Source organism: Nitrosomonas sp. Is79A3 (genome assembly GCF_000219585.1).
GTDB lineage: Bacteria > Pseudomonadota > Gammaproteobacteria > Burkholderiales > Nitrosomonadaceae > Nitrosomonas.
Genome location: NC_015731.1, coordinates 3,701,418 through 3,721,033, shown reverse-complemented (window position 1 = coordinate 3,721,033; position 19,616 = coordinate 3,701,418). Strand labels below are relative to the sequence as shown.

18 protein-coding genes are annotated in these 19,616 nt (G+C 45.7%); 4 read left to right on the top strand and 14 right to left on the bottom strand.

Features of this window, described 5'->3' with window-relative positions:
- Nucleotides 1–86 precede the first annotated feature (86 nt).
- The 4 genes from NIT79A3_RS17325 to NIT79A3_RS17305 form a co-directional block, all read right to left on the bottom strand.
- On the bottom strand, nucleotides 87–1,550 hold the full coding sequence (locus tag NIT79A3_RS17325) for a DUF4139 domain-containing protein (protein WP_013967436.1): 1,464 nt from the start codon (nucleotides 1,548–1,550) through the stop codon (nucleotides 87–89).
- An 89-nt stretch (nucleotides 1,551–1,639) separates the two neighbouring features.
- On the bottom strand, nucleotides 1,640–1,999 hold the full coding sequence (locus NIT79A3_RS17320; RefSeq protein ID WP_013967435.1) for a DUF3135 domain-containing protein: 360 nt from the start codon (nucleotides 1,997–1,999) through the stop codon (nucleotides 1,640–1,642).
- Nucleotides 2,000–2,439: 440 nt separating this feature from the next.
- Nucleotides 2,440–3,957: a PAS domain-containing methyl-accepting chemotaxis protein gene (locus NIT79A3_RS17310; protein WP_013967433.1), complete on the bottom strand. Its 1,518-nt coding sequence runs from the start codon at nucleotides 3,955–3,957 to the stop codon at nucleotides 2,440–2,442.
- Nucleotides 3,958–4,422: 465 nt separating this feature from the next.
- A complete protein-coding gene (locus NIT79A3_RS17305) occupies nucleotides 4,423–4,890 on the bottom strand; it encodes a YbaN family protein (protein WP_013967431.1) in 468 nt (155 codons plus the stop codon).
- A gap of 190 nt (nucleotides 4,891–5,080) precedes the next feature.
- Here NIT79A3_RS17305 and NIT79A3_RS17300 point away from each other — a divergent pair, with 190 nt between their 5' ends.
- Both NIT79A3_RS17300 and NIT79A3_RS17295 read left to right on the top strand, forming a co-directional pair.
- Nucleotides 5,081–5,545 (top strand): FKBP-type peptidyl-prolyl cis-trans isomerase, encoded by a 465-nt coding sequence (locus NIT79A3_RS17300; protein ID WP_013967430.1) that lies wholly within the window; start codon nucleotides 5,081–5,083, stop codon nucleotides 5,543–5,545.
- Between the two features lie 181 nt (nucleotides 5,546–5,726).
- Nucleotides 5,727–8,903, top strand: a complete 3,177-nt coding sequence (locus NIT79A3_RS17295) for a DUF748 domain-containing protein (protein ID WP_013967429.1) — start codon at nucleotides 5,727–5,729, stop codon at nucleotides 8,901–8,903.
- Between the two features lie 146 nt (nucleotides 8,904–9,049).
- Here the strand turns inward: NIT79A3_RS17295 and NIT79A3_RS17290 are convergent, their stop codons facing one another.
- From NIT79A3_RS17290 to NIT79A3_RS17255, 8 genes are all read right to left on the bottom strand, one after another.
- The gene (locus NIT79A3_RS17290) at nucleotides 9,050–9,742 is read right to left on the bottom strand and encodes a DUF4276 family protein (RefSeq protein ID WP_041360401.1); all 693 of its coding nucleotides are present in this window, start codon (nucleotides 9,740–9,742) and stop codon (nucleotides 9,050–9,052) included.
- Nucleotides 9,743–9,746: 4 nt separating this feature from the next.
- Nucleotides 9,747–10,850: an AAA family ATPase gene (locus tag NIT79A3_RS17285; protein ID WP_013967427.1), complete on the bottom strand. Its 1,104-nt coding sequence runs from the start codon at nucleotides 10,848–10,850 to the stop codon at nucleotides 9,747–9,749.
- Nucleotides 10,828–11,061, bottom strand: coding sequence for a TraY domain-containing protein (locus NIT79A3_RS17280; RefSeq protein WP_013967426.1), 234 nt, complete (start codon nucleotides 11,059–11,061; stop codon nucleotides 10,828–10,830). The genes NIT79A3_RS17285 and NIT79A3_RS17280 overlap by 23 nt, the downstream gene beginning before the upstream one ends.
- 50 nt (nucleotides 11,062–11,111) lie before the next feature.
- On the bottom strand, nucleotides 11,112–11,291 hold the full coding sequence (locus tag NIT79A3_RS17275; protein WP_013967425.1) for a hypothetical protein: 180 nt from the start codon (nucleotides 11,289–11,291) through the stop codon (nucleotides 11,112–11,114).
- A gap of 45 nt (nucleotides 11,292–11,336) precedes the next feature.
- Complete coding sequence (ettA, locus tag NIT79A3_RS17270) at nucleotides 11,337–13,001, bottom strand: energy-dependent translational throttle protein EttA (RefSeq protein WP_013967424.1); 1,665 nt, start codon at nucleotides 12,999–13,001, stop codon at nucleotides 11,337–11,339.
- Nucleotides 13,002–13,091: 90 nt separating this feature from the next.
- A complete protein-coding gene (locus NIT79A3_RS17265; protein ID WP_013967423.1) occupies nucleotides 13,092–13,325 on the bottom strand; it encodes a DUF2835 domain-containing protein in 234 nt (77 codons plus the stop codon).
- Nucleotides 13,326–13,340: 15 nt separating this feature from the next.
- A complete protein-coding gene (locus NIT79A3_RS17260) occupies nucleotides 13,341–14,615 on the bottom strand; it encodes a class I SAM-dependent methyltransferase (RefSeq protein ID WP_013967422.1) in 1,275 nt (424 codons plus the stop codon).
- A 67-nt stretch (nucleotides 14,616–14,682) separates the two neighbouring features.
- The gene (locus NIT79A3_RS17255; RefSeq protein ID WP_013967421.1) at nucleotides 14,683–15,414 is read right to left on the bottom strand and encodes a pseudouridine synthase; all 732 of its coding nucleotides are present in this window, start codon (nucleotides 15,412–15,414) and stop codon (nucleotides 14,683–14,685) included.
- A 106-nt stretch (nucleotides 15,415–15,520) separates the two neighbouring features.
- On the opposite strand from NIT79A3_RS17255, the gene NIT79A3_RS17250 reads away from it, so the two are divergent.
- Nucleotides 15,521–15,973, top strand: coding sequence for a rhodanese-like domain-containing protein (locus tag NIT79A3_RS17250; RefSeq protein WP_013967420.1), 453 nt, complete (start codon nucleotides 15,521–15,523; stop codon nucleotides 15,971–15,973).
- Nucleotides 15,974–16,119: 146 nt separating this feature from the next.
- Here NIT79A3_RS17250 and NIT79A3_RS17245 read toward each other — a convergent pair whose 3' ends face one another.
- Both NIT79A3_RS17245 and NIT79A3_RS17240 read right to left on the bottom strand, forming a co-directional pair.
- A complete protein-coding gene (locus tag NIT79A3_RS17245) occupies nucleotides 16,120–16,458 on the bottom strand; it encodes a protealysin inhibitor emfourin (protein ID WP_013967419.1) in 339 nt (112 codons plus the stop codon).
- A gap of 24 nt (nucleotides 16,459–16,482) precedes the next feature.
- Nucleotides 16,483–17,559, bottom strand: coding sequence for a M4 family metallopeptidase (locus tag NIT79A3_RS17240; RefSeq protein ID WP_013967418.1), 1,077 nt, complete (start codon nucleotides 17,557–17,559; stop codon nucleotides 16,483–16,485).
- Nucleotides 17,560–17,951: 392 nt separating this feature from the next.
- On the opposite strand from NIT79A3_RS17240, the gene NIT79A3_RS17235 reads away from it, so the two are divergent.
- Complete coding sequence (locus tag NIT79A3_RS17235; RefSeq protein WP_013967417.1) at nucleotides 17,952–19,334, top strand: hypothetical protein; 1,383 nt, start codon at nucleotides 17,952–17,954, stop codon at nucleotides 19,332–19,334.
- The last annotated feature ends 282 nt before the right edge of the window (nucleotides 19,335–19,616 follow it).

Genomic DNA, 19,616 nt, shown 5'->3' with positions numbered 1-19,616 from the left:
AGATGTATCTTAGATTATTACAATAATTCTTGTATGTATTATTCTTGACAACAGATTTCTGGAAAGCAGAAAATCGTGTGCGTGTATCAATATTTTACCTGCACACGGTATTTGAGCGTTGTTGACCCTTCGGCAGGTACATTGACTTTCCACATAGCTGTGTTGCTGGCGGGTTTGCTGTGCGGCTGGCTTTCATCCACTATTTTCCAATCACCCGGTATAGGTTCTTGCACAACAACTGTGGCCAGTTCCTTTTTAGCATTTTTAAGTGTGATTTCATAGGCACTTTCAAAGCGATTAATGCCACTGGCACCGCCGGTACTTAATTGTTTAAACTCGGTTTGTTTTTTATCCGCAGTCACATCAAACGATTTGCCCAGTTTCAAGCGTACAGTCTCGTTTTTAGCAGTGTGGTCTATGTGATCTTCACCGACAAACTGCGCATTGCCGGTTTTATCACGCTTGTATACGCGTATGATGCCTTTAGGCAACGGCATGCCTAATCGGGCCGATTCTTTATTATCAAACTGTACGAATACATCCACTTTCATTTTTTGCCCCAGATCACCATAGCTGGCTGCATAATAGTAATCGCTGCCTGCCAGTACAAGTTCTTTGTTTGCAGGCACGGCGGAAGCATTGAGTAGTGCAACTTGTTTTGTTTGGTTTTCGGCGATGGTTGTTAATCGATCCAGACTATATAAATGGTATTCCATCAGCGCTTCTTCGCGCATTGGTGCCGCAGCGGCATCAGTCATTATCTTGGCTCTCAGTGCCCTGGGTGCGGCAAATTCTCGCTGTACCCGATTGATATCGCCCGCGACTAATTGTAATTTTGCATTGGGAAAGCTGGTACCGCTGGTATTGATCAATGTTACCCAGCCGGATAAATCCAGTTGATCATCTTTATCATTCAGTTCTGCAACATAATCCGCTTTCCAGGATAAGCCGCCCGTTAAGTAACTCAGCTCTAAATCTTGCGCAGCTTTGCCGCTATTGTCCCCGCCAATCACCAGTGTAGGGCGATCACGCAAATTGCTCGGTACATTATCAAAAGTAATACGACCAGGCATGCCCGTTTCGATGCGATCAGCCATTTTAAGCACCACGCCGTTGCTGGCTGCGAGTACGATGGCATTTTCTTTGCTTTCAACGCCAGTCGCTGGATTGCTTTTAACGACCGATACCGTTTGACCAATGTATTTGTTCAGTAGACTTTGCGGGGTGAGCAAATCAAAGTTAAAATTTTGTTCCAATACTTCCACACTGCCTGGGTTGGTGATACTGCGCAGCAGTACAGTTTCTGGCCGCATTTGCGCACTGACATCACGCCACGCCAAATTAAAATTACCGCTGTCTAAGGTAACCTGCCGTAAATCCTTGATCAGTGCTAAGTCGTCGTTGTATATGGTCACTGCGACGGATTTTTGTTCTTTGAGTGTACTCAATTGCTCAACGGTATCCGCGGCGATTACCTTGGTGTTACTAAAAAGAAATAGGCAGCTTATCGTTAGCAGGGCTAGATTATGGGTGCGGCGTGTAGTGTGCATGGGATTTTCCTATAGTAATTACAGGCTACTACAATAGCGATAGAAGCTGCAAGGTGCAGCTGGCTAAAAGGGGAGGCTCAACCCCGGCTTTACTTACCGGATTTAGGCCGTTCAAACGATAGAATCTTACCGGCAGGCGCCTTTTCTAAAGTGCGTATTATCTTTTTGGGCTCTTGGAGCGCATTAAGCAATCCATTTTCACCAAGCACATTGTTCCACATTTTCTGTGAAATCTGTAGACAGGCAGCCATTGGATTACTGGCTTGTTTGCGGACTTGATCGACCTGCCACTGCAAGCCAATCATTCGCGGTTTGAAATGCGCAGGTGCTTGAGCTATCAGATCATCAATCAATTGTTGGCGCATGGACTCAAATTTCTCAGGCTCCTCCTGAGCAAGTCTAGACCATAGGTCAAAGTCAAAATCCGATGTTTTTTCTTCTTCGTTCATATAAATATTTTAGCATCCTTCATCAGCGCATATGTACTCGTAATTAACACGCTAGCTGTTGGAGCTGAAAATGATCTAACAGGCCGTTGAAAAACTATCTGCGTTGCCGCTACGGTGTTAAAAACAGACTCAAAATGCTCATTTATCATGCATAAACTGCGCTTTTTCGCCTGTTTTTGCCTTGCATCGGCTGCCTCGAAAACGCTTTTCAACAGCCCGCTACGCCACATTGTTGACCCAGTTATGCCACAAGATATCGAATAGTAAGAGATTCATAGACTAAAAGATACTGGGCGAATTCATGCTATGTATCAGACAGATTCTGCGAAGACTAATAAATTTAATAAGAATATTAAATTTATTATATGCGAAAAATGAAAAAAGCCGGAATCAGCATTGCGACCATTCCGGCTCATTAGCTAATTCAAGCAGCGGCTTTGTTACTTGAATTGATCTGCCAGCCCAGAAATCATTTTGACTTTCTCAGTCATCGCACGGCTGGACGTTGATAATTTCTCTACTAACTGTCCATTCTGTTGTGTCACTTCATCAATTTGTGAGATAGCCTGGTTAATCTGCTCAATACCGTTTGCCTGCTCTTGTGAAGATTGGGAAATTTCACCGACAATATCAGAAATCTTTTTGACACTATCGGTAATCAATTTTAATGATTCCGCCGATTGATTGACTAATTGTGTGCCATCTTCTACCTTGGCTACACTGTCGTTGATAAGATCTTTGATTTGTTTTGCAGATTCTGCACTGCGTCCTGCCAGGGTACGCACCTCGTTAGCAACTACCGCAAAACCCCGGCCTTGCTCACCGGCGCGGGCAGCCTCGACGGCTGCATTGAGTGCCAGCAAGTTTGTTTGGAAAGCAATTTCATCAATAACGTTAGTAATGTCTGCAATTTTCTTGCTGCTATCGTTGATTTGTGACATGGCTTGTATGGTACTGGAAACCACCGCACCGCTTTTTTCCGCTTGCTTACGCGCTTCCAGGACCAAGACATTGGCCTGTTTGGCATTTTCCGCATTTTGCTGCACAGTAGAAGTAATTTCTTCCATACTGGATGCTGTTTCTTCCAAACTGGAGGCTTGATTTTCCGTGCGGCTGGAAAGATCGATATTGCCGGAAGCGATTTCTTCAGAAGCATGTTCCAATACTTCAGATGATTCTTTGACACGACCAATTGCGGTACGGAGTTTAGCCGCCTGGAATATCTGCGCATATTCCAATTGACCTATTTCATCATTTCTTCCCGTATAAACATAGCGAGCAACCGGATCGTTCGCAATTTTTTCTGATTTTTTCGCCAAATCACGCAGCCCGCTCAACATTTGATGCACGATTGCAAAGCTGCATAAGCTACCAGCAAAAAAACCAGACAAAGCAAAGATCACTGAAATCTGTCCGGTTAGTGCGAGACCTGTAAAAATCAAGCCGAAAATACCGGTAATTGCCAATGCAATTTGACCAGCTAGATTGATGGGAAATTGGGTTAATTTAACCTCATCCAGTTTTGAGCGCCGTTTATCATCTGCCGATTTTTTCGACATAATTTTGGCATACAAACCCTCTGCCCGGTCAACCCAGGCTTTTTCAGGTTTAACGCGGACCGATTGATAACCGATAATTTTACCGTCCTCGAATTGCGGACTGGCAAAGGCATCTACCCAATAGTGGTCACCACCTTTATGACGATTTTTTACCATGCCCATCCACGGATTTCCCGCTTTGAGCGCTGTCCATAGCATTGCATAAGCTTCTGGCGGCACATCGGGGTGGCGAATAATATTGTGATTTTTGTTATCAAGTTCTTCCCAGGTGAAACCACTCATCCGGATAAAATCTTCATTAACTGATGTGAGAGCACCTTTTAAATTTGTAGTTGAGATGATCACACAATCATTATTCATACCCATATCGCGTTGGGTAACTGGCTCATTAACTCTCATTGTAAACTCACTGTAGTGATTAAAAAGATAGGATTTTTCTTACGGCGAAAACTTCAAGTGCTTTAGTTTTTTTTATGATTTTATATGAAATATCAATAAACCAATGAGGTGAATAAGGGGATAGAATAAGCACTTTTCTTATAAGATAATTCTGTTCTTTTGTGGAAATAATGGCGCATAAAATAGACAGAATTAATTACATTAATCTCTTCATTAATTTTCAAGGAAAGAGTAATAATAGAATTGAAACTATAGGAAAAATTAACCAATAACGTAATTTTGTAATGAGAATTTGATCCCGGCATGCGAATCCGAGATCAAGAGTCTTCATTTAAAAGGCCGTTGAAAAACGTAATCGAGGCAGCCCGATGCAAGGCAAAAACAGGCGAAAAAGCGCAGTTTATGCGTGATAAATGAGCATTTTAAGGTTGTTTTTAACACCGCAGCGGCAATGCAGATAATTTTTCAACGGACAGTTGGAGATTCTCGCACCGGAACACGCCAGATATAGAAGGCCAATATACTGCCGATCATAATCAGCATGATCTTTTGCCATAGCTCGGGCACTATTAAAATAGAGCTGCCAAATGACAATGCCATCAATAAATAAGCCCAGCGTTTGGCGCGTCGCGGGATGCTGTGATAAATGCACCATTCGCGAATAATTGGACCGGCGATTCGATTTTCCAGTAATTTGCGATGAAAATACTCAGAACCGCGGGCAAAACAAGCTGCGGCAAGAAGCACAAAGGGTGTCGTAGGTAATACCGGTAAAAATGCGCCTAACGCGCCCAGCAACAATGCCAAAAAACCCGCTCCCAGATACAGTGCGCGTACCAACGGTGAATCGTGCAGGCATAACAAATCAGCCATTTGCTGATCTACTGTCTGCTGCTCATTCTGGTTTGTTTCACGTTGTTCAGATGCTGGCATAGTTTTGATGGATACAGAATTCGCAGTGTGAGATCAAAAGAATTTATGCTATTTAGGTCCTTATGACCAAACTTATGTGGAAACGATCAATTCGAACACAGTCGCTGATAAAGAACGGATGTTACCAGTTATAATACCTGAGAGTTAATTGTTAGAATTAACCGGATTTAACTTTTTTCTTGAGGAAACCATGCATAAAATGAAAACACTGTTTAATTTAAGTATCATCCTGCTGGCGTTGGCGCTGCTTCCCCAGACAGCCTTCTCTTATAAAGAACATGCCGCTGCTGATGAATCGGCGTTTAAAAAAATCGATGTCAAAGTCGGTGCCGGAGAGGAAGCGGAAATCGGAAAAACTGTCAATGTTCATTATACCGGCTGGCTTTATGATGAAAGCGCTCCAGACAAGAAAGGACCAAAGTTTGACAGCTCATATGACCGGAAAGAACATTTTTCATTCATGCTCGGCGCGGGACGCGTGATTAAAGGCTGGGACAAAGGCGTCGTCGGGATGAAAGTGGGCGGCCAGCGCACGTTGATTATTCCGCCATCCATGGCTTATGGCGCACGCGGCGCAGGCAATATTATTCCGCCGGATGCAACCTTGATTTTTGATGTTGAATTAATCGGTCTGAAAGCAAGCTCGCACTATTAAATCTATCATTTACCAGGTTTTTCAGGTGAATTGTATCCATTGAGCTATTTGGTTGACCGCGCTGCTACTAAATAGCTCAATCTGCATTTTGGTTTAGAAATTCTGTAATTTACAACGTACCATTATTTAAAATGTTTTGAGCAACTCGCTAACCCGTTGTAGAAATTAACAGGGCAATGCTATGACTTCGACCATACAGCCACGTTTTATTCGATACAAACGTCTGATTATCAGTCTCGGCGTGATAGCGATCCTGATCGCCACTGTGGGGGCGCTCATCACGTTTTGGTTACCGGGTTATGCCAAGTCTCAACTTGAGATCCGACTGTCTGAAGTCCTGCAACGTCCTGTCACTGTAACATCGATCGAAATAAAACCGCGTACGCTTGAGTTGCTCGTAATGGGTTTCCGTGTCGACGAGAAAATTACCTCCGATAAAAATAATACAGCGCTTTTTTCTTTCAATAAGCTGTCCGTCGCTTTGAGTATTGAATCTCTCAAGCAGCGCGCGCCCGTCCTAACAGCAATTACTCTGACAGATCCGCATTTGCGCCTGGTCCGGGAAAGCAAGGAGCAACTGAATATTTCTGATTTGCTGGAAAAATTCAGTCAACCCGCAGATGAAGAAAAAGCCGCAAGTGATCAACGCGGCCAATTCTCTATCAGCAATATCCGCATTGAGGGCGGCCGCTTTGAATTTATTGATCGATACAAAAATGCTGAGCACATAATTAACGAAATAAACCTGGGCATCCCGGTTGTCGCCAATTTCAATAGCGCCCCGGCTGATTGGATAGAACCGCACTTCAGCGCAAAGATTAACGGAGCACCTTTTTTACTCGATGGCAAATTGCGTCCTTTTGCGGCAAATCAGGAAGCAACGCTGGCTGTTAAACTCAGTAATATTGATTTAACCCAATTTGATCAATATGCAGACCTGCCAAAGGGAATCCATCTGCTTTCAGGTTATTTCGACAGCGATCTGCTGCTCACATTTACCCAGGAACCCACGAAAGCACCAGACATTACCTTAACCGGTGCAACCACATTCCGCCAAATTGCGATCAAAAATAGCGCAGTCGCCGCACCGTATCAAGCCGAGCTTAAGAAACTGAAAATCGATTTGACGCAAGCCGATTTGACGGGGAAGAAACCATCGCGGGTCAAGCTGGCTATGGATCAAGTCGCCATCACGCGTGACGGCGAGAACGAACCGGCATTAGCGCTGGCAAAGCTGGCTATCGATTCCATCACGGTCAATACAGCGGCACAGCGGATTGCATTAGGTAATATCACGCTGGATCGTTTGAGCGCCACGTTGCGTCGAGATGCCAGCGGCACGATTGATTTAACGCGCTTGTTTAATTCCCTGGACACTCAGAATCCGGCAGAGCCTCAGATTCAAGTTCATGTAGGCATTCCTATTCCTGCTAGAAAACCGGGGCATGCCAATGCCGGTATTAAACTGGCTGAAAAAGAACCCAAATTGCCCGCACCCGCACGCACAGACAATAAACCTTGGACTCCACAGATCAAAAGCATTCAACTCAAAGCAGCTACGCTACGCTATGAAGATCTTACGTTGACAAAAATTTCACCGATGATTGTCGATTCGCTGGATTTAACTCTGGAAAACATTGATCTGGATGGCGTCAATCCGTTGAATCTGGTGCTGCAGGCGCAGGTTAACCAACATGGTAACTTTAAAGCCAATGGCTCGCTGGCCTGGACGCCCCTTTCGGCTGATTTAATGCTAAACCTTGACGCGATTGATTTGGTGTCTTTACAAGGCTGGCTGGGCGATAGGCTGACGGCGCTTCTGACCAGCGGCGACATTTCCTTTAACGGAAATATCAAAGCCAGTGGCAGCCCGCTGAAAATTCTGGCAAACGGGCAGGGGAAGCTCGCCAACTTTAATATCTTTGATAGCAAAAATGCCTATGATTTGCTGCGCTGGAAGAAGCTGGATATCAGTCATCTAAATTTTGTCAATGAGCCATTGCTGCTGGATATCAGCACAATAAACTTGAGCGATTTTTATGCGCGCATGACGATTCTTCCGGATGGCAGCCTCAATCTCAAGCAAATCATTCAATCCGAAAAAACGGCAGAGTCTGGCATTGCCGTTGCCGCCGTTGAATCCACCGGTAACACCCCGGCCGCCTCAAAAGGTGAGACGCCCGTTCATATCGATAAGATTTTCCTGAAGAATGGCAATATCAATTTCAATGACCGGTTTATTAAACCGAATTACCGCGCAAATCTGACCGCGCTCTCGGGCCAGGTTGGCCCATTGTATCCCGGCAAATCCGGAAAAATAGACATACACGGCATGGTCAGCAAAACAGCGCCGCTACAAATTAGTGGAACGATAGATCCGTTCAGTGCCGAATTGCTACTGGATATCGTTGCAAAAGTTAAAGATATCGATCTGCCACCGTTTAGCCCTTATTCTGGAAAATACATCGGTTACGCGATTGAGAAGGGAAAATTGTCAGCCGATGTGAATTACCAGATCGAGAATGGTGCGTTGATAGCAGACAACAAAATCTTTCTGGATCAATTTACCCTCGGCGATAAAGTCGACAGTGAAGATGCCGTGTCTCTTCCGCTCAGCTTGGCGATTACGCTGCTTAAAAACCGCCGCGGCGAAATTAATCTCCATCTGCCGCTCAAAGGATCCATTAATGATCCCCAATTTAACCTCGGGGATGTCATTTTCACCGCATTCACTAATCTGATCACCAAAGCGATCACCTCGCCATTTACATTACTGGGTGCAGTATTTGAAGGCGGCGAAGAATTATCCAAGATTTCCTTTACTCCCGGTTTTGCAGATATCGATGCGGAAGCATTACAACGCTTGCAAACCTTGTCTCAGGTTCTAAAAGATCGCCCATCACTGCAACTGGAAATTTCCGGTCACGTTGATCCGGCTGAAGACTATGAGGGACTTAAGCTTGCCATGCTGCAAAACAAAGTGAAAGCGCAGAAATTAGCCGACGACGCCAAAAAAGGCATCGCCAGCGGTGCCATAACGGATATGACATTAACCTCGGAAGAATATAGCAAATACCTTGAAATCGCCTACAAAAAAGAAACTTTTGAAAAGCCCAAGAATGCGATCGGCCTGGCTAAGAGCCTTCCCAACGCTGAAATGGAACAACTCATACTTTCTCATACCGTAATCACGGACAATGACTTGCAAGCACTGGCAGAAAACCGCGCCAGCGCAGCGCGCAACTGGCTGGTTGAAAAAGGTGAAATTTCCAGTGAGCGTATTTTTGTCGTGGGTATCGATGAAGCGGAAGAAAGCGATCAGAAGAGAGGCAGTTGGGCGGAATTTTCACTGAAATAAGAAGCTGCTTTTTATAGAAACAGGATTCTTCATGCTTGCACAAGAATACGTCTTAATCAGTGATTCTGGTTTGCCAATTACTTGGAAAGGATTTTGATGAACAGCTTTTATTGGAATAATGAATCTGAGAGTACAGCAATATACTGCTATCGCGGCCACTGTTCGAGTCTCTCTATCCACTTCCGGAAAAGCGGACATTCTTTACGAATAGCGTCGAGTCCAATTTCAAGTATTGCCAAGGTTCCCATTAGCGGTTTCTCATAATTTGGAACCAAATTTATAATTCGCTTGGATGGTGCTGTTAGTGGAGAGTCGTTGATTTCCTCGGGGGTTGTAAACTGGTCGCGGATAGCCTGAAACTTCGGCGACAATTCAGGCTTCCCAATACCTAACCCAAGTTTATCAGCATCACTGAATAATAATCCCTCAAACTCATACATCATGACGTAGGGTACAAAACGCGCTTGTTCAAATCCGTTACCCATCTCATTGCAAATATCTGCCAGCAACGCGCGTTCGACTGAAGCTGCCTTTTCAGAGAAAGCCAATTGCGCTGCTCCAGCGCGTCCCGGCCATGCTCTTTCGCCTGCTTGAGGTAGCGCATAAAAATCCACCATCATCGTTGAAAAACACTCAACATCTTCTTTAAGGTGATTCAGAATATCCTTGCGTACCGAGTTCCAGGCTCGAATACCGCCTCGCCGATCACGCTGGCGTGCATTGCCGATAAGTCGTGCGCTGATCTTCGTGTATCCATATCCGTAAAGATAAGAAGCCAATACTTCGTTCACAAAGGTTTCTTCTGTTTCCCCCTCGACATGAATTAACAACCTAGACATGAATTCACTCGGCTCCAGGGCGACCGCCCAGTTCATTTTTCTCCCACAGCTGACCCAGACTATAATCTTGCAACCATCCTTCCAGTTTAACTGGATCAAGTCGAGTGAACTGTGTACCTCCATCCACCCGATCTGCCACCAAAACGTCCTCCGGTTGGAAATGATCAAGCAAGAACGGGGATTGTGTAGATATGATTACTTGTTTACCAGAAATCTGCTTAATCAGTGATGCTAGCAAAGTAATGGCATAAGGATGCAACCCGAGTTCAGGCTCATCAACCAAAATCACCGATGGTTGATAATTTGCTGGCTGAAGAAATAACGTTGCCAACGCAATAAAACGTAGCGTTCCATCCGAAAGCGCAGGTGCATCGAAATAAGCCTCTGAGCCCTTATGTCGCCATTCCAATCGGATTTTTTCCGGATTCAATTTTTGTGGTTCCAATTGAAAATCTTCGAAAAATGGTGCTACTCGTTGCACGATACGACGGATAAGACTGTAGGAAATACTATGTTTCTCGCGCAAAAAATAAAGAAATGCAGCCAGATTCGAACCATCTGGACGCAGATAGCGGTTGTCATTGACATCCGTAGTCATCTTCATTGGCGATGTGGAACTGGTATCATGAAAATGATAGAGCCTCCAGCGATCTAGGTGAACACGTACATGATTGGCTATTGATGTGGATTTTTGTGCGCTGATGCCAGCTTCTTTTCCAATTCTGGGAAGGCTTTTATCCATAGGGCCTCGATATCTTGATTGGTTCCAGTAATAAACTGATTCTGAGAGTGGAACGAGTTCATCTGCACTAGTAGGCACAAGTTTAATTTCGTATTCATTAGTTTCATCTTGGAATGAAATACGGATCTGAAGAAGCTTCGTTGTTTTCGCACCAAAATGCAACACTTTGTCAGCCCCCCCTGCCTTGATGACATAGTCCTGCAAGTGCCCTTCTCTGATAGCATGCAAAAAGGAAAACACGCCAATGAAGTTAGATTTACCGGAACCATTTGGTCCGATAACTACATTGATAGTTCCAAGCTTCAGCTTCTCGATGGAAGCAATGCTCTTGAAACCTTTAACGCTAATTGTGTTTAGTTGTGGCATGAGTTTCTGTTTTTTGTATCGATTCTATTTGATCCAGTGTCCAACATTTGCCCGATTTTTCCAGGCGATCCACAGCCAAGTACTTTTCTTCTAATTCATCGAGATGCTCAAGAATCGCTTCGCGCACATAATAGGTTTTAGTGCGCCCGGTTTTAGCAGCCAACTCAGCCAGACCATGCTCAATTTCTTCAGGTAGTCTAATTGCAAGCATGATTATCCTCTTTTGCTAGAAATAGTTACTTCATCTATCATCCGATCAGATTACCACGCATCAATTTCTTGTTTGAGTTTCTCACTTGACAGGGTTTTGCACTGCTCTACGGCTTCCTGCCCTTTCCTAATCTTATCCAGTACATAAAGCCGGTACATGATTTCATCCATGTCAGCATCCTCAGGCAATTGATTAATGACTTTCAATACCTCCTGCTTTATTGCCAGCATATCGTTCACCTCCCTTGATAAAAGAACTCAGCAATTTGATACCCGTTACCTACTAATCGGCTTATACCGTATCCGCTTCGGTTTCGCGCCTTCTTCACCCAGGCGTTTTTTCTTGTCGGCTTCGTATTCCTGATAGTTGCCATTGAAGAAAGTCCATTGCGAATTGCCTTCGGCGGCGAGGATGTGCGTGGCGATGCGGTCGAGAAACCAGCGGTCGTGCGAGATGACCAGTACGCAACCGGCAAATTCCAGCAGCGCATCTTCCAGGGCGCGCAGCGTTTCCACGTCGAGATCGTTGGACGGCTCATCGAGGAGCAGCACGTTTCCACCGGAAATCAGTGTTTGTGCCAGGTGTAGGCGGCCGCGTTCTCCGCCGGACAGTTGTCCGATGATTTTTTGTTGATCGCCTCCTTTGAAGTTAAAACGCCCCAAGTAAGCACGCGCTGGCGTCGTGTATTTGCCCACGACCAGGAGATCGTTGCCGCCGGAGATGGCATCGAAAACGGTCTTGTCGTTTTCCAGTGAATCGCGCGCCTGATCGACGTGCGCTATCTGGACCGTGTGCCCGATTTTAACTTCACCGGAATCCGGTTGTTCCTTGCCGGTAATCAGTTTGAACAGGGTGGATTTACCCGCGCCGTTCGGGCCGATAATGCCGACAATCGCGCCCGGCGGCACGATGAAGCTGAGATTGTCGATCAGCAAGCGGTCGCCAAAGGATTTGGAGACGCCGTTAAACTCAATCACTTCATTACCCAGGCGCTCGCCGACGGGGATGAAAATTTCCTGGGTTTCATTGCGTTTCTGATATTCCTGCGAGTTGAGTTCTTCAAAACGGGCGAGTCGCGCTTTGGATTTCGCTTGGCGTCCTTTCGGATTTTGCCTCACCCACTCCAGCTCTTTCTTCATCGATTTCATATGTTCATCGATCTGCTTGTTTTCCTGCTCCAACCGCGCTTCTTTCTGCTCCAGCCAGTTGGAATAATTACCTTTCCACGGAATGCCATGACCGCGGTCAAGTTCCAGTATCCATTCCGCTGCGTTGTCGAGGAAGTAGCGGTCGTGGGTCACCGCCACCACGGTACCGGGAAAACGCACCAGGAATTGTTCCAGCCATTCCACCGATTCGGCATCCAGATGGTTGGTCGGCTCGTCCAGTAACAACATATCCGGTTTTTCCAGTAACAGCTTGCACAGCGCAACGCGGCGTTTTTCACCGCCGGAAAGATTTTTGGTTATCGCATCCCACGGCGGTAAACGCAGTGCATCGGCGGCTATCTCCATCTGGTTTGAGGTATCGCTGCCGGCAGTTGCCAGAATGGCCTCCAGCCGCGCTTGTTCGGTTGCCAATGCGTCAAAGTCGGCGCCTTCTTCGGCATAAGCAGCATACACTTCGTCCAGCTTTTTCTGTGCCTGCATCACCTCGCCCAAGGCTTCTTCCACCTCCTGGCGCACGGTGTGCTCGGGATTCAGTTGCGGTTCTTGCGGTAAATAACCGATGCGAATGTTGGGCTGACGCTGCACCTCACCGTCAAATTCCTTATCCACACCGGCCATGATGCGCAGCACAGTGGATTTGCCGGAGCCATTCAAGCCGAGCAAGCCGATCTTTGCACCGGGGAAAAAGCTGAGCGAAATATCTTTGATAATTTGACGCTTGGGAGGAACCATTTTGCTCACACGGAGCATAGACATTACATATTGGGCCATGGGTTTAATCTTTGTTTGATAGGTAAAAATTGATAGATAGATAGAGAGTTTAACGCACGTCTTCCGGCAATGAAAGCCAATCCGCGTAGATTAGGATTTATCACCGATGCGGGTGATCGACACAAATTTATGGTTTTCATCGAAAACTAATTCAAACTTGCCATACACGCCATGACTTTGCACTACTGAACGCAGGATATTAGCGGGAAAGCGGAGGATGCGCCCATCGGTTGTTTTTGCTACGACGACGTCGACTGCGCCTTCGTAATAATACAACAGTTGGTGCGAAGGGATATTAAGGACAACGTGCAAACGTTGATACATGGGCGAACATACGATTTATGGCCGTTGAAGATAGATGCAGCCCATGGGATAAAGATCTTCAAAAATGGATCGCAATTCCAATCGAATTTTTTGCTCACTGGCACCGCATTTCATTTTTACTTTGCGAATAATACTGCTAATGGGCGTTTTTCCATCCATATACCGGAAGCAAGCTTTATTGACTTTATTGCCCATTATCTGAAAAACCGTTTTTTCATTGTTAATCGTAAAAGTAATGCTAAGCGTTTCTTCTGGCTTTATCGCGTCATGGATGGCCATATTTTGATTCGCAAGTTCGTGCTCAAGAATAATCGCATTGTCTTCATCGTCTATGGAAGCCGTACAAGACGCTTGTCGAGAAAGGTAAAACTGATGCTTGATATGATTGGAAAACAGTTTTTCTGCAATGGATTGCTGCTCTTGGATACTTTTTCCACGCCACAACAATCGAATACTTTGATCGGCGACCAGTTGAGCCGGATCGTAAAATCGTTTATTCGGCCCAAGAAAGGTCACCAGCTTTAATTCTGACGCTGCGGCAAGTGCATAGACTTCATTGACGTTATAACACCGGTCAACGCTATGCAGCAGCAAATCATACAGGCCTGAATCTCCGTATCCGCTGGCAGTAATCTCATTCGTCCATTTTTCCAAATCTTTGATAAAGGCATGATCGATAGGCAAAGCGCCGATTATGCGGCGTGCTAGGATCACTTTTTCCGGAATGCTCAGGTGTTGCGGAATCATTTCCCGGAATAAAGTCTGCAGTAAATAGATGGAGTGCCTGCCATACTCGGCATACAACATCAGATAAATAGCGCCGTCATCCTTCAGAACACTTGCGAGTGCGCGCGCGCCTTCCTGAGGATCGCTTAAGTGATGTAATACTCCTGAGCAGTTAATGTAATCAAATGGTCCGATGCCCAGTTCCGGGATGGATAATAAGGATTCGGTCAGCCAGGTGATATTGTTCAATCCGCGGACTGCGGCACGCTGTTCGGCAATACGGCGCGATGCCGCAGACATATCCAGATAAACGATTTCCGCCGAAGTTTCGCGCAATTGTTCAGCCAGATTAATGACACTGTCTCCTGTTCCACCGCCTGCGACCAGGCAACGGAAATCCTGGTTAAAATTTCTTTGTCCCTTAAAACAGCAATGATTTAACTCACTCAGGGAATCTCCCACTGTGCGCAGCAATCGGACTTTTTCATCTTCCGGGTTTCTGGGAGGATACGGCAATGCCTCATACTGCTGCTTTACCGAGGAAATCATTTTTGATTCGTCCATCGTCTATCCTCGCAAGAAAGGAATTAATGAGATTCTTAAAAATTACAATGAAGGCTAAAATACCATACTAAAAATTCTCACCATCTTGCAAATAACGCCACTTTCCTTCCGGTAAATCCCGCAATCCAATGTTACCGATACGCACTCGTTTCAAGCCGGTTACTTTCAGATTTACCAGTTCACACATGCGGCGGATCTGGCGTTTTTTGCCTTCGCGCAGGATAAAGCGCAATTGATTTTGGTTCTGCCAGCTCACTTGCGCCGGTTTTAACGCCTTGCCGTCCAGGCTTAAGCCATGATTCAGCAACGCCAGCTTATCTTTCGGCAAGGCGCCTTCGACCCGCACCAGATATTCTTTTTCTATTTCAGACTCCGCGCCGATCAATTGTTTCGCAATACGGCCATCCTGCGTCAGGATCAGCAAGCCTTGGGAATCAATATCCAGCCGTCCGGCTGGCGCCAGATTTTTCAAATGCACAGGTTGAAAGCGCTTGGTAGATCGCGGATGGATAAACTGATTTTCCGGTTTGATCAATACAACGGCGGGCCGGTAGCCCGGTTCCGGCTGTCCCGAGACATAACCAATGGGCTTGTTGAGTATTATCGTAACCAAACTGGTCTGCTGCGATTGTGCTGCTCTGTTCAGTTTGATTTTCTGCGTGGGATAAATTTTTGTTCCCAGCTCGGAAATCTGTACGCCATCGACAAACACCCAGCCGAGTTCGATATACCGGTCCGCTTCCCGGCGCGAGCATAGCCCTTGTTCCGACATGAGCTTGGATAAACGAATTTTTTCCATGAGGCGCTATAATGATTGAAAATAAAAAGAATGAATGTGAGGATGGCTTGGCGCTATTATAAAGCTAATCAATCGATCATTTTTAATAACATCAATGGGATATTTTATGGAAACTACCACGGCTATACTGGAAAAAGCGCAACAACGCGCCAAAGAAATGGGGCTTCCCTACAAGGGCGCATTGCTTCCCATCGAAGCGTATCGGATCTTGCAAGAATCTGCTCAGGCGCAATTGGTGGATGTACGTTCTCGTGCTGAATTAGATTGGGTCGGGCGCATTCCCGGTGCAACGGAAATCGAATTGCGTTCGTATCCCAGCATGCAGCCCAACCCCGGCTTTCTCGATCAACTGGCAGGGCAAGTCGATAAAAAACTGCCGGTGCTGTTCATTTGCCGGAGTGGTGCGCGATCAAATCAGGCTGCGGCAATGGCCAGCCAATCCGATTTTACCGATTGTTACAACATTCTCGAAGGCTTTGAGGGCGATAAAGATGAAAAAGGGCAACGCGGAAAATTGTCCGGCTGGAAAGCGGCTGGATTGCCGTGGGTGCAGAGCTAATAAACCGCTAGACCGCTGAAAACTATCTGCGTTGCCGTTGCGGTGTTAAAAACAGACTCAAAATGCTCATTTATTAAGCATAAACTGCGCTTTTTCACCTGTTTTTCCTTCCATCGGCTGCCTCGAATACGTTTTTCAGCGGCTTGTTAAGGGTGTTCTGAGCGGCTTTTAGTGCGAATTGCATTAACATGCTTCTGAACTACCTGAATCAAGTCCAGCAGCGCCGGATCCTCGACAGGCACAAGGATCCGGACACTGTGTTGACGATCGTTATCTGAAATGGCCAAGGTGTAAAATTGATAATCCGCCATCCCCTTTGCTGGTATGCCGATTGCGGCGGGCAGATCGAAGAAATGACTCGCATCAACTAATCGCTTAAGTTCTTCCGCATCTTTTACATCGAGTTGATCGACTTCAACCATGATGGGTTTATTCAAACCGGGAAAATAAGCAATCCCACCCGCTTGAGAAAATTCTATTCGCACCGTATACCTCCTTCGCTTCTCGCGTCAGGTCGCGATTCCGACTGCCGACCATCCGCCACGAACCGCTTGCTGCTCGGCACTTTTTAGACCGTAAAGCCGTCCGGCAACATCATTGGTGATTTTTGCGAAGCGTTTAAATCCCGTATTGGGTCTAAGGCGGTCATCACGCAAAGCATCGTACCAAATACGGCCTGCTTTGTCCCAAGCGTGGCCGCCTATTCGCGTAGCAACCTGGTAAAAGGCGTGATTCGGTATTCCTGAGTTAATATGAACCCCGCCATTATCGTCAAATGTTTGGACAAAGTCCTTCATATGCTTGGGTTGAGGGTCTTTTCCCAAAATCGGATCATCAAATGCCGAGCCAGGGTCCTTCATTGAACGCAATGCGACGCCGTTAATTCCTGAAGCCAATAACCCTTCACCAATAAGCCAGTCAGCTTGATCGGCAGTTTGTTTTTTGACAAATTGCTTGATTAAAGAGCCGAATACATCGGACATAGATTCATTCAGCGCACCTGATTGATTAAAATACTGCAATCTTGATTCGTCTTCGGTAACGCCATGAGCAAGCTCGTGGCCAATCACATCCAACGCAATGGTAAACCGGTTAAAAATTTGACCATCCCCATCGCCGAAAACCATCTGGACCGAGTTCCAGAAAGCATTGTTGTAATCTTTACCAAAATGCACCGTGGCAGTCAGCGGCATTCCAGAATCGTCTATCGAATTTCGATCAAAAATCTGATCAAAAAAATCAAAAGTTGCTCCAAGTCCTTCATACGCTTCGTCCGCAGCAATATCACCGGTTGGGCCTTGGCCTTCAGAACGAACTAGCGTTCCTGGCAAGTTTTGTGTGCTGTTAGCAGTGTAGATCGTTCTTTGCTTTACTGGATTCACTGACTGCGCCAAAGTAGCATTTCTGCTTGGCGCGTAGCGTTCAGCTTGGCTGGCTAATCGCAGAGAACGAAAAGTATTGTCTACCGATTTGGTTCGCAAAGCCGCTTCTCGCTGCTGCGTTGTTCCTTTTTTCGCAATAACATCAAGAACATAGGGGGGGATAATGCAAAAAATCGGGTTTCGATGCTTAGTATGTTGACACATAACGACACCTCCAAATGACAAGCGAAATTACTGCCGAAGAAGTCTAGCACCTGCATGTGGCAGCGGCATGCAGTTTAAGCGTTAAAAATTAAGCCGGGATTTTATTAGTATTGTCACCTAATACATCACTCTTTCGATCTATTGATCCGACCATTAAAAAGATTGATTAGAATCTCTGTATTCCAGCCTTTTCTATAATACTTCCAAGTTGACCACCTAATAAGTTATTTATATCACAAATCATGGAAGAAAATAGTAAGAGGTATCTTTAATTTTATATATACGGGTTACGGGTGACAAGCGGCAGGTAGGCAATTATCTCTTTGCTTGATTCATTAGGGTTATTTATCTTTAAGTTACCATAGCTTAATAAATTCACAGATTTGTTGTTGATGAAAAAATTAGCACGCATATTACTTGTTTTCTTTGTTATTTCAACACTCTCAGGCTGTTTGTCGCCCATTGTGCTGAATCGGGCGGTCGAAGTTTATGACAATGCCGCTATCCGTGCAGAATCCAGGCAGCTTCTGACCAATATCGCGCGCGCTCAACATCATGAACCGCTGCATTTCACACGGGTTTCGAGCATTGCGGCAACTTTCAATTTTAGCGCCAATGCGGGCGCTACGCCTGCACTGACCGGAGAAAGCGGTGGTTTGCTGGTACCGATATTTGGCGCTGGCATTTCAGAGAACCCCACTTTCAGCATTGAACCAATCGCTAGCGAAGAATTTACCAAACGCCTGCTGACGCCATTCAGTCAACATAAGCTGACCCTTTTGCTGCGCCAGCACTTTGATGTTGATCTTATGTTGCGGATGATGGGGCAAGAAGTGCACTTGCATCAAACCGGGCAACAGGGAACTACTGGCATTACTCCGATTGGAGGACAGGAGTACAAGTATCGCCCGCGTCGTGACTCTGTGAAACTTGCTGCTTTTCCGGCCGCAGACCCTGAAGAACAGAATGACAACGAACAGTTTCTTCCCGGCGCTCAACTGACGAAAGAACAAGAGCATCGCCTACGCAACAAGCAACGCAGGCATTTGCAACAAATTGTTTATCACAATAATCCATCGGACCGTGCAGGATACGAGATGTTCCGGCGTATCGTGTTACATCTCTCGGCCATTCAGGACGAAAAGCAACTGTATGCTGAACCACTGACATTCGAACGTAGCTGGACAATTCCTTCCCGCGCAATTTCGCCGGAAGGTGTCTTTCAGGCTATCGAGAAAGATTTTACTGTAAGTCATGACCCCCAAAAGGGTACCTATACGCTAAGCAAACAATTGCCAGGCCCCATACTGATTACCAACTATGATCCCGATATTCTTTGCTGCGAAGAGCGGGCAGCGTTATATGATCTTATCAACCCTTGGATAGAGAACGATGTTGCTTTCGATATCCGCCCCGGTTATCCCGGCGGAGAATGGCCCATCCGAGGTGCATTCCGCTTACGAAGCTTTCATACGATTTTAAATTTTCTCGGTCATGCACTGGGTGAGCAGGCTGAATATTACGTTGAAAAAGATCCACGTACGCCACCCATTGCCAAAGATGAGAATCCCAGTCATACCTTGGGGCTTATCATCGCCGATGAACTCCCTTCCGACGTTAATCTGTCCATTTATTCACATGACAAATATTATGCGGTGGATACGACAGGATCTTTACACTGGAATCGCAATGCATTTCAATTGCTCTACATCCTATTCCGATTGACGGTCACTGATGCAAAATCACTCGGCTTACCCATTACTATTTCCAAGTGATTTTTACAAAGTGATTGTAATCTGCTCCTAGTTACGTTTGAGCAGGTAGATGATAAAAGTTACTCGCTGCTTAACCTTCAGATTGTCCATTTGAGAAGCGCACCTAATCGCAGAGAGACTTAAAACAAAACTTTTATTGGCCTGGCGATTAGTATTATTGAAAAGTGTTATTATTTATCAAAAACTTACGAGAGTATCCGTTTTTACGCATACTGTAACAATCCCATCATCTTCAGCGCTTTAGCCTACCTGTTCTCGCGTAGATTTCCTGCATGATCGGTT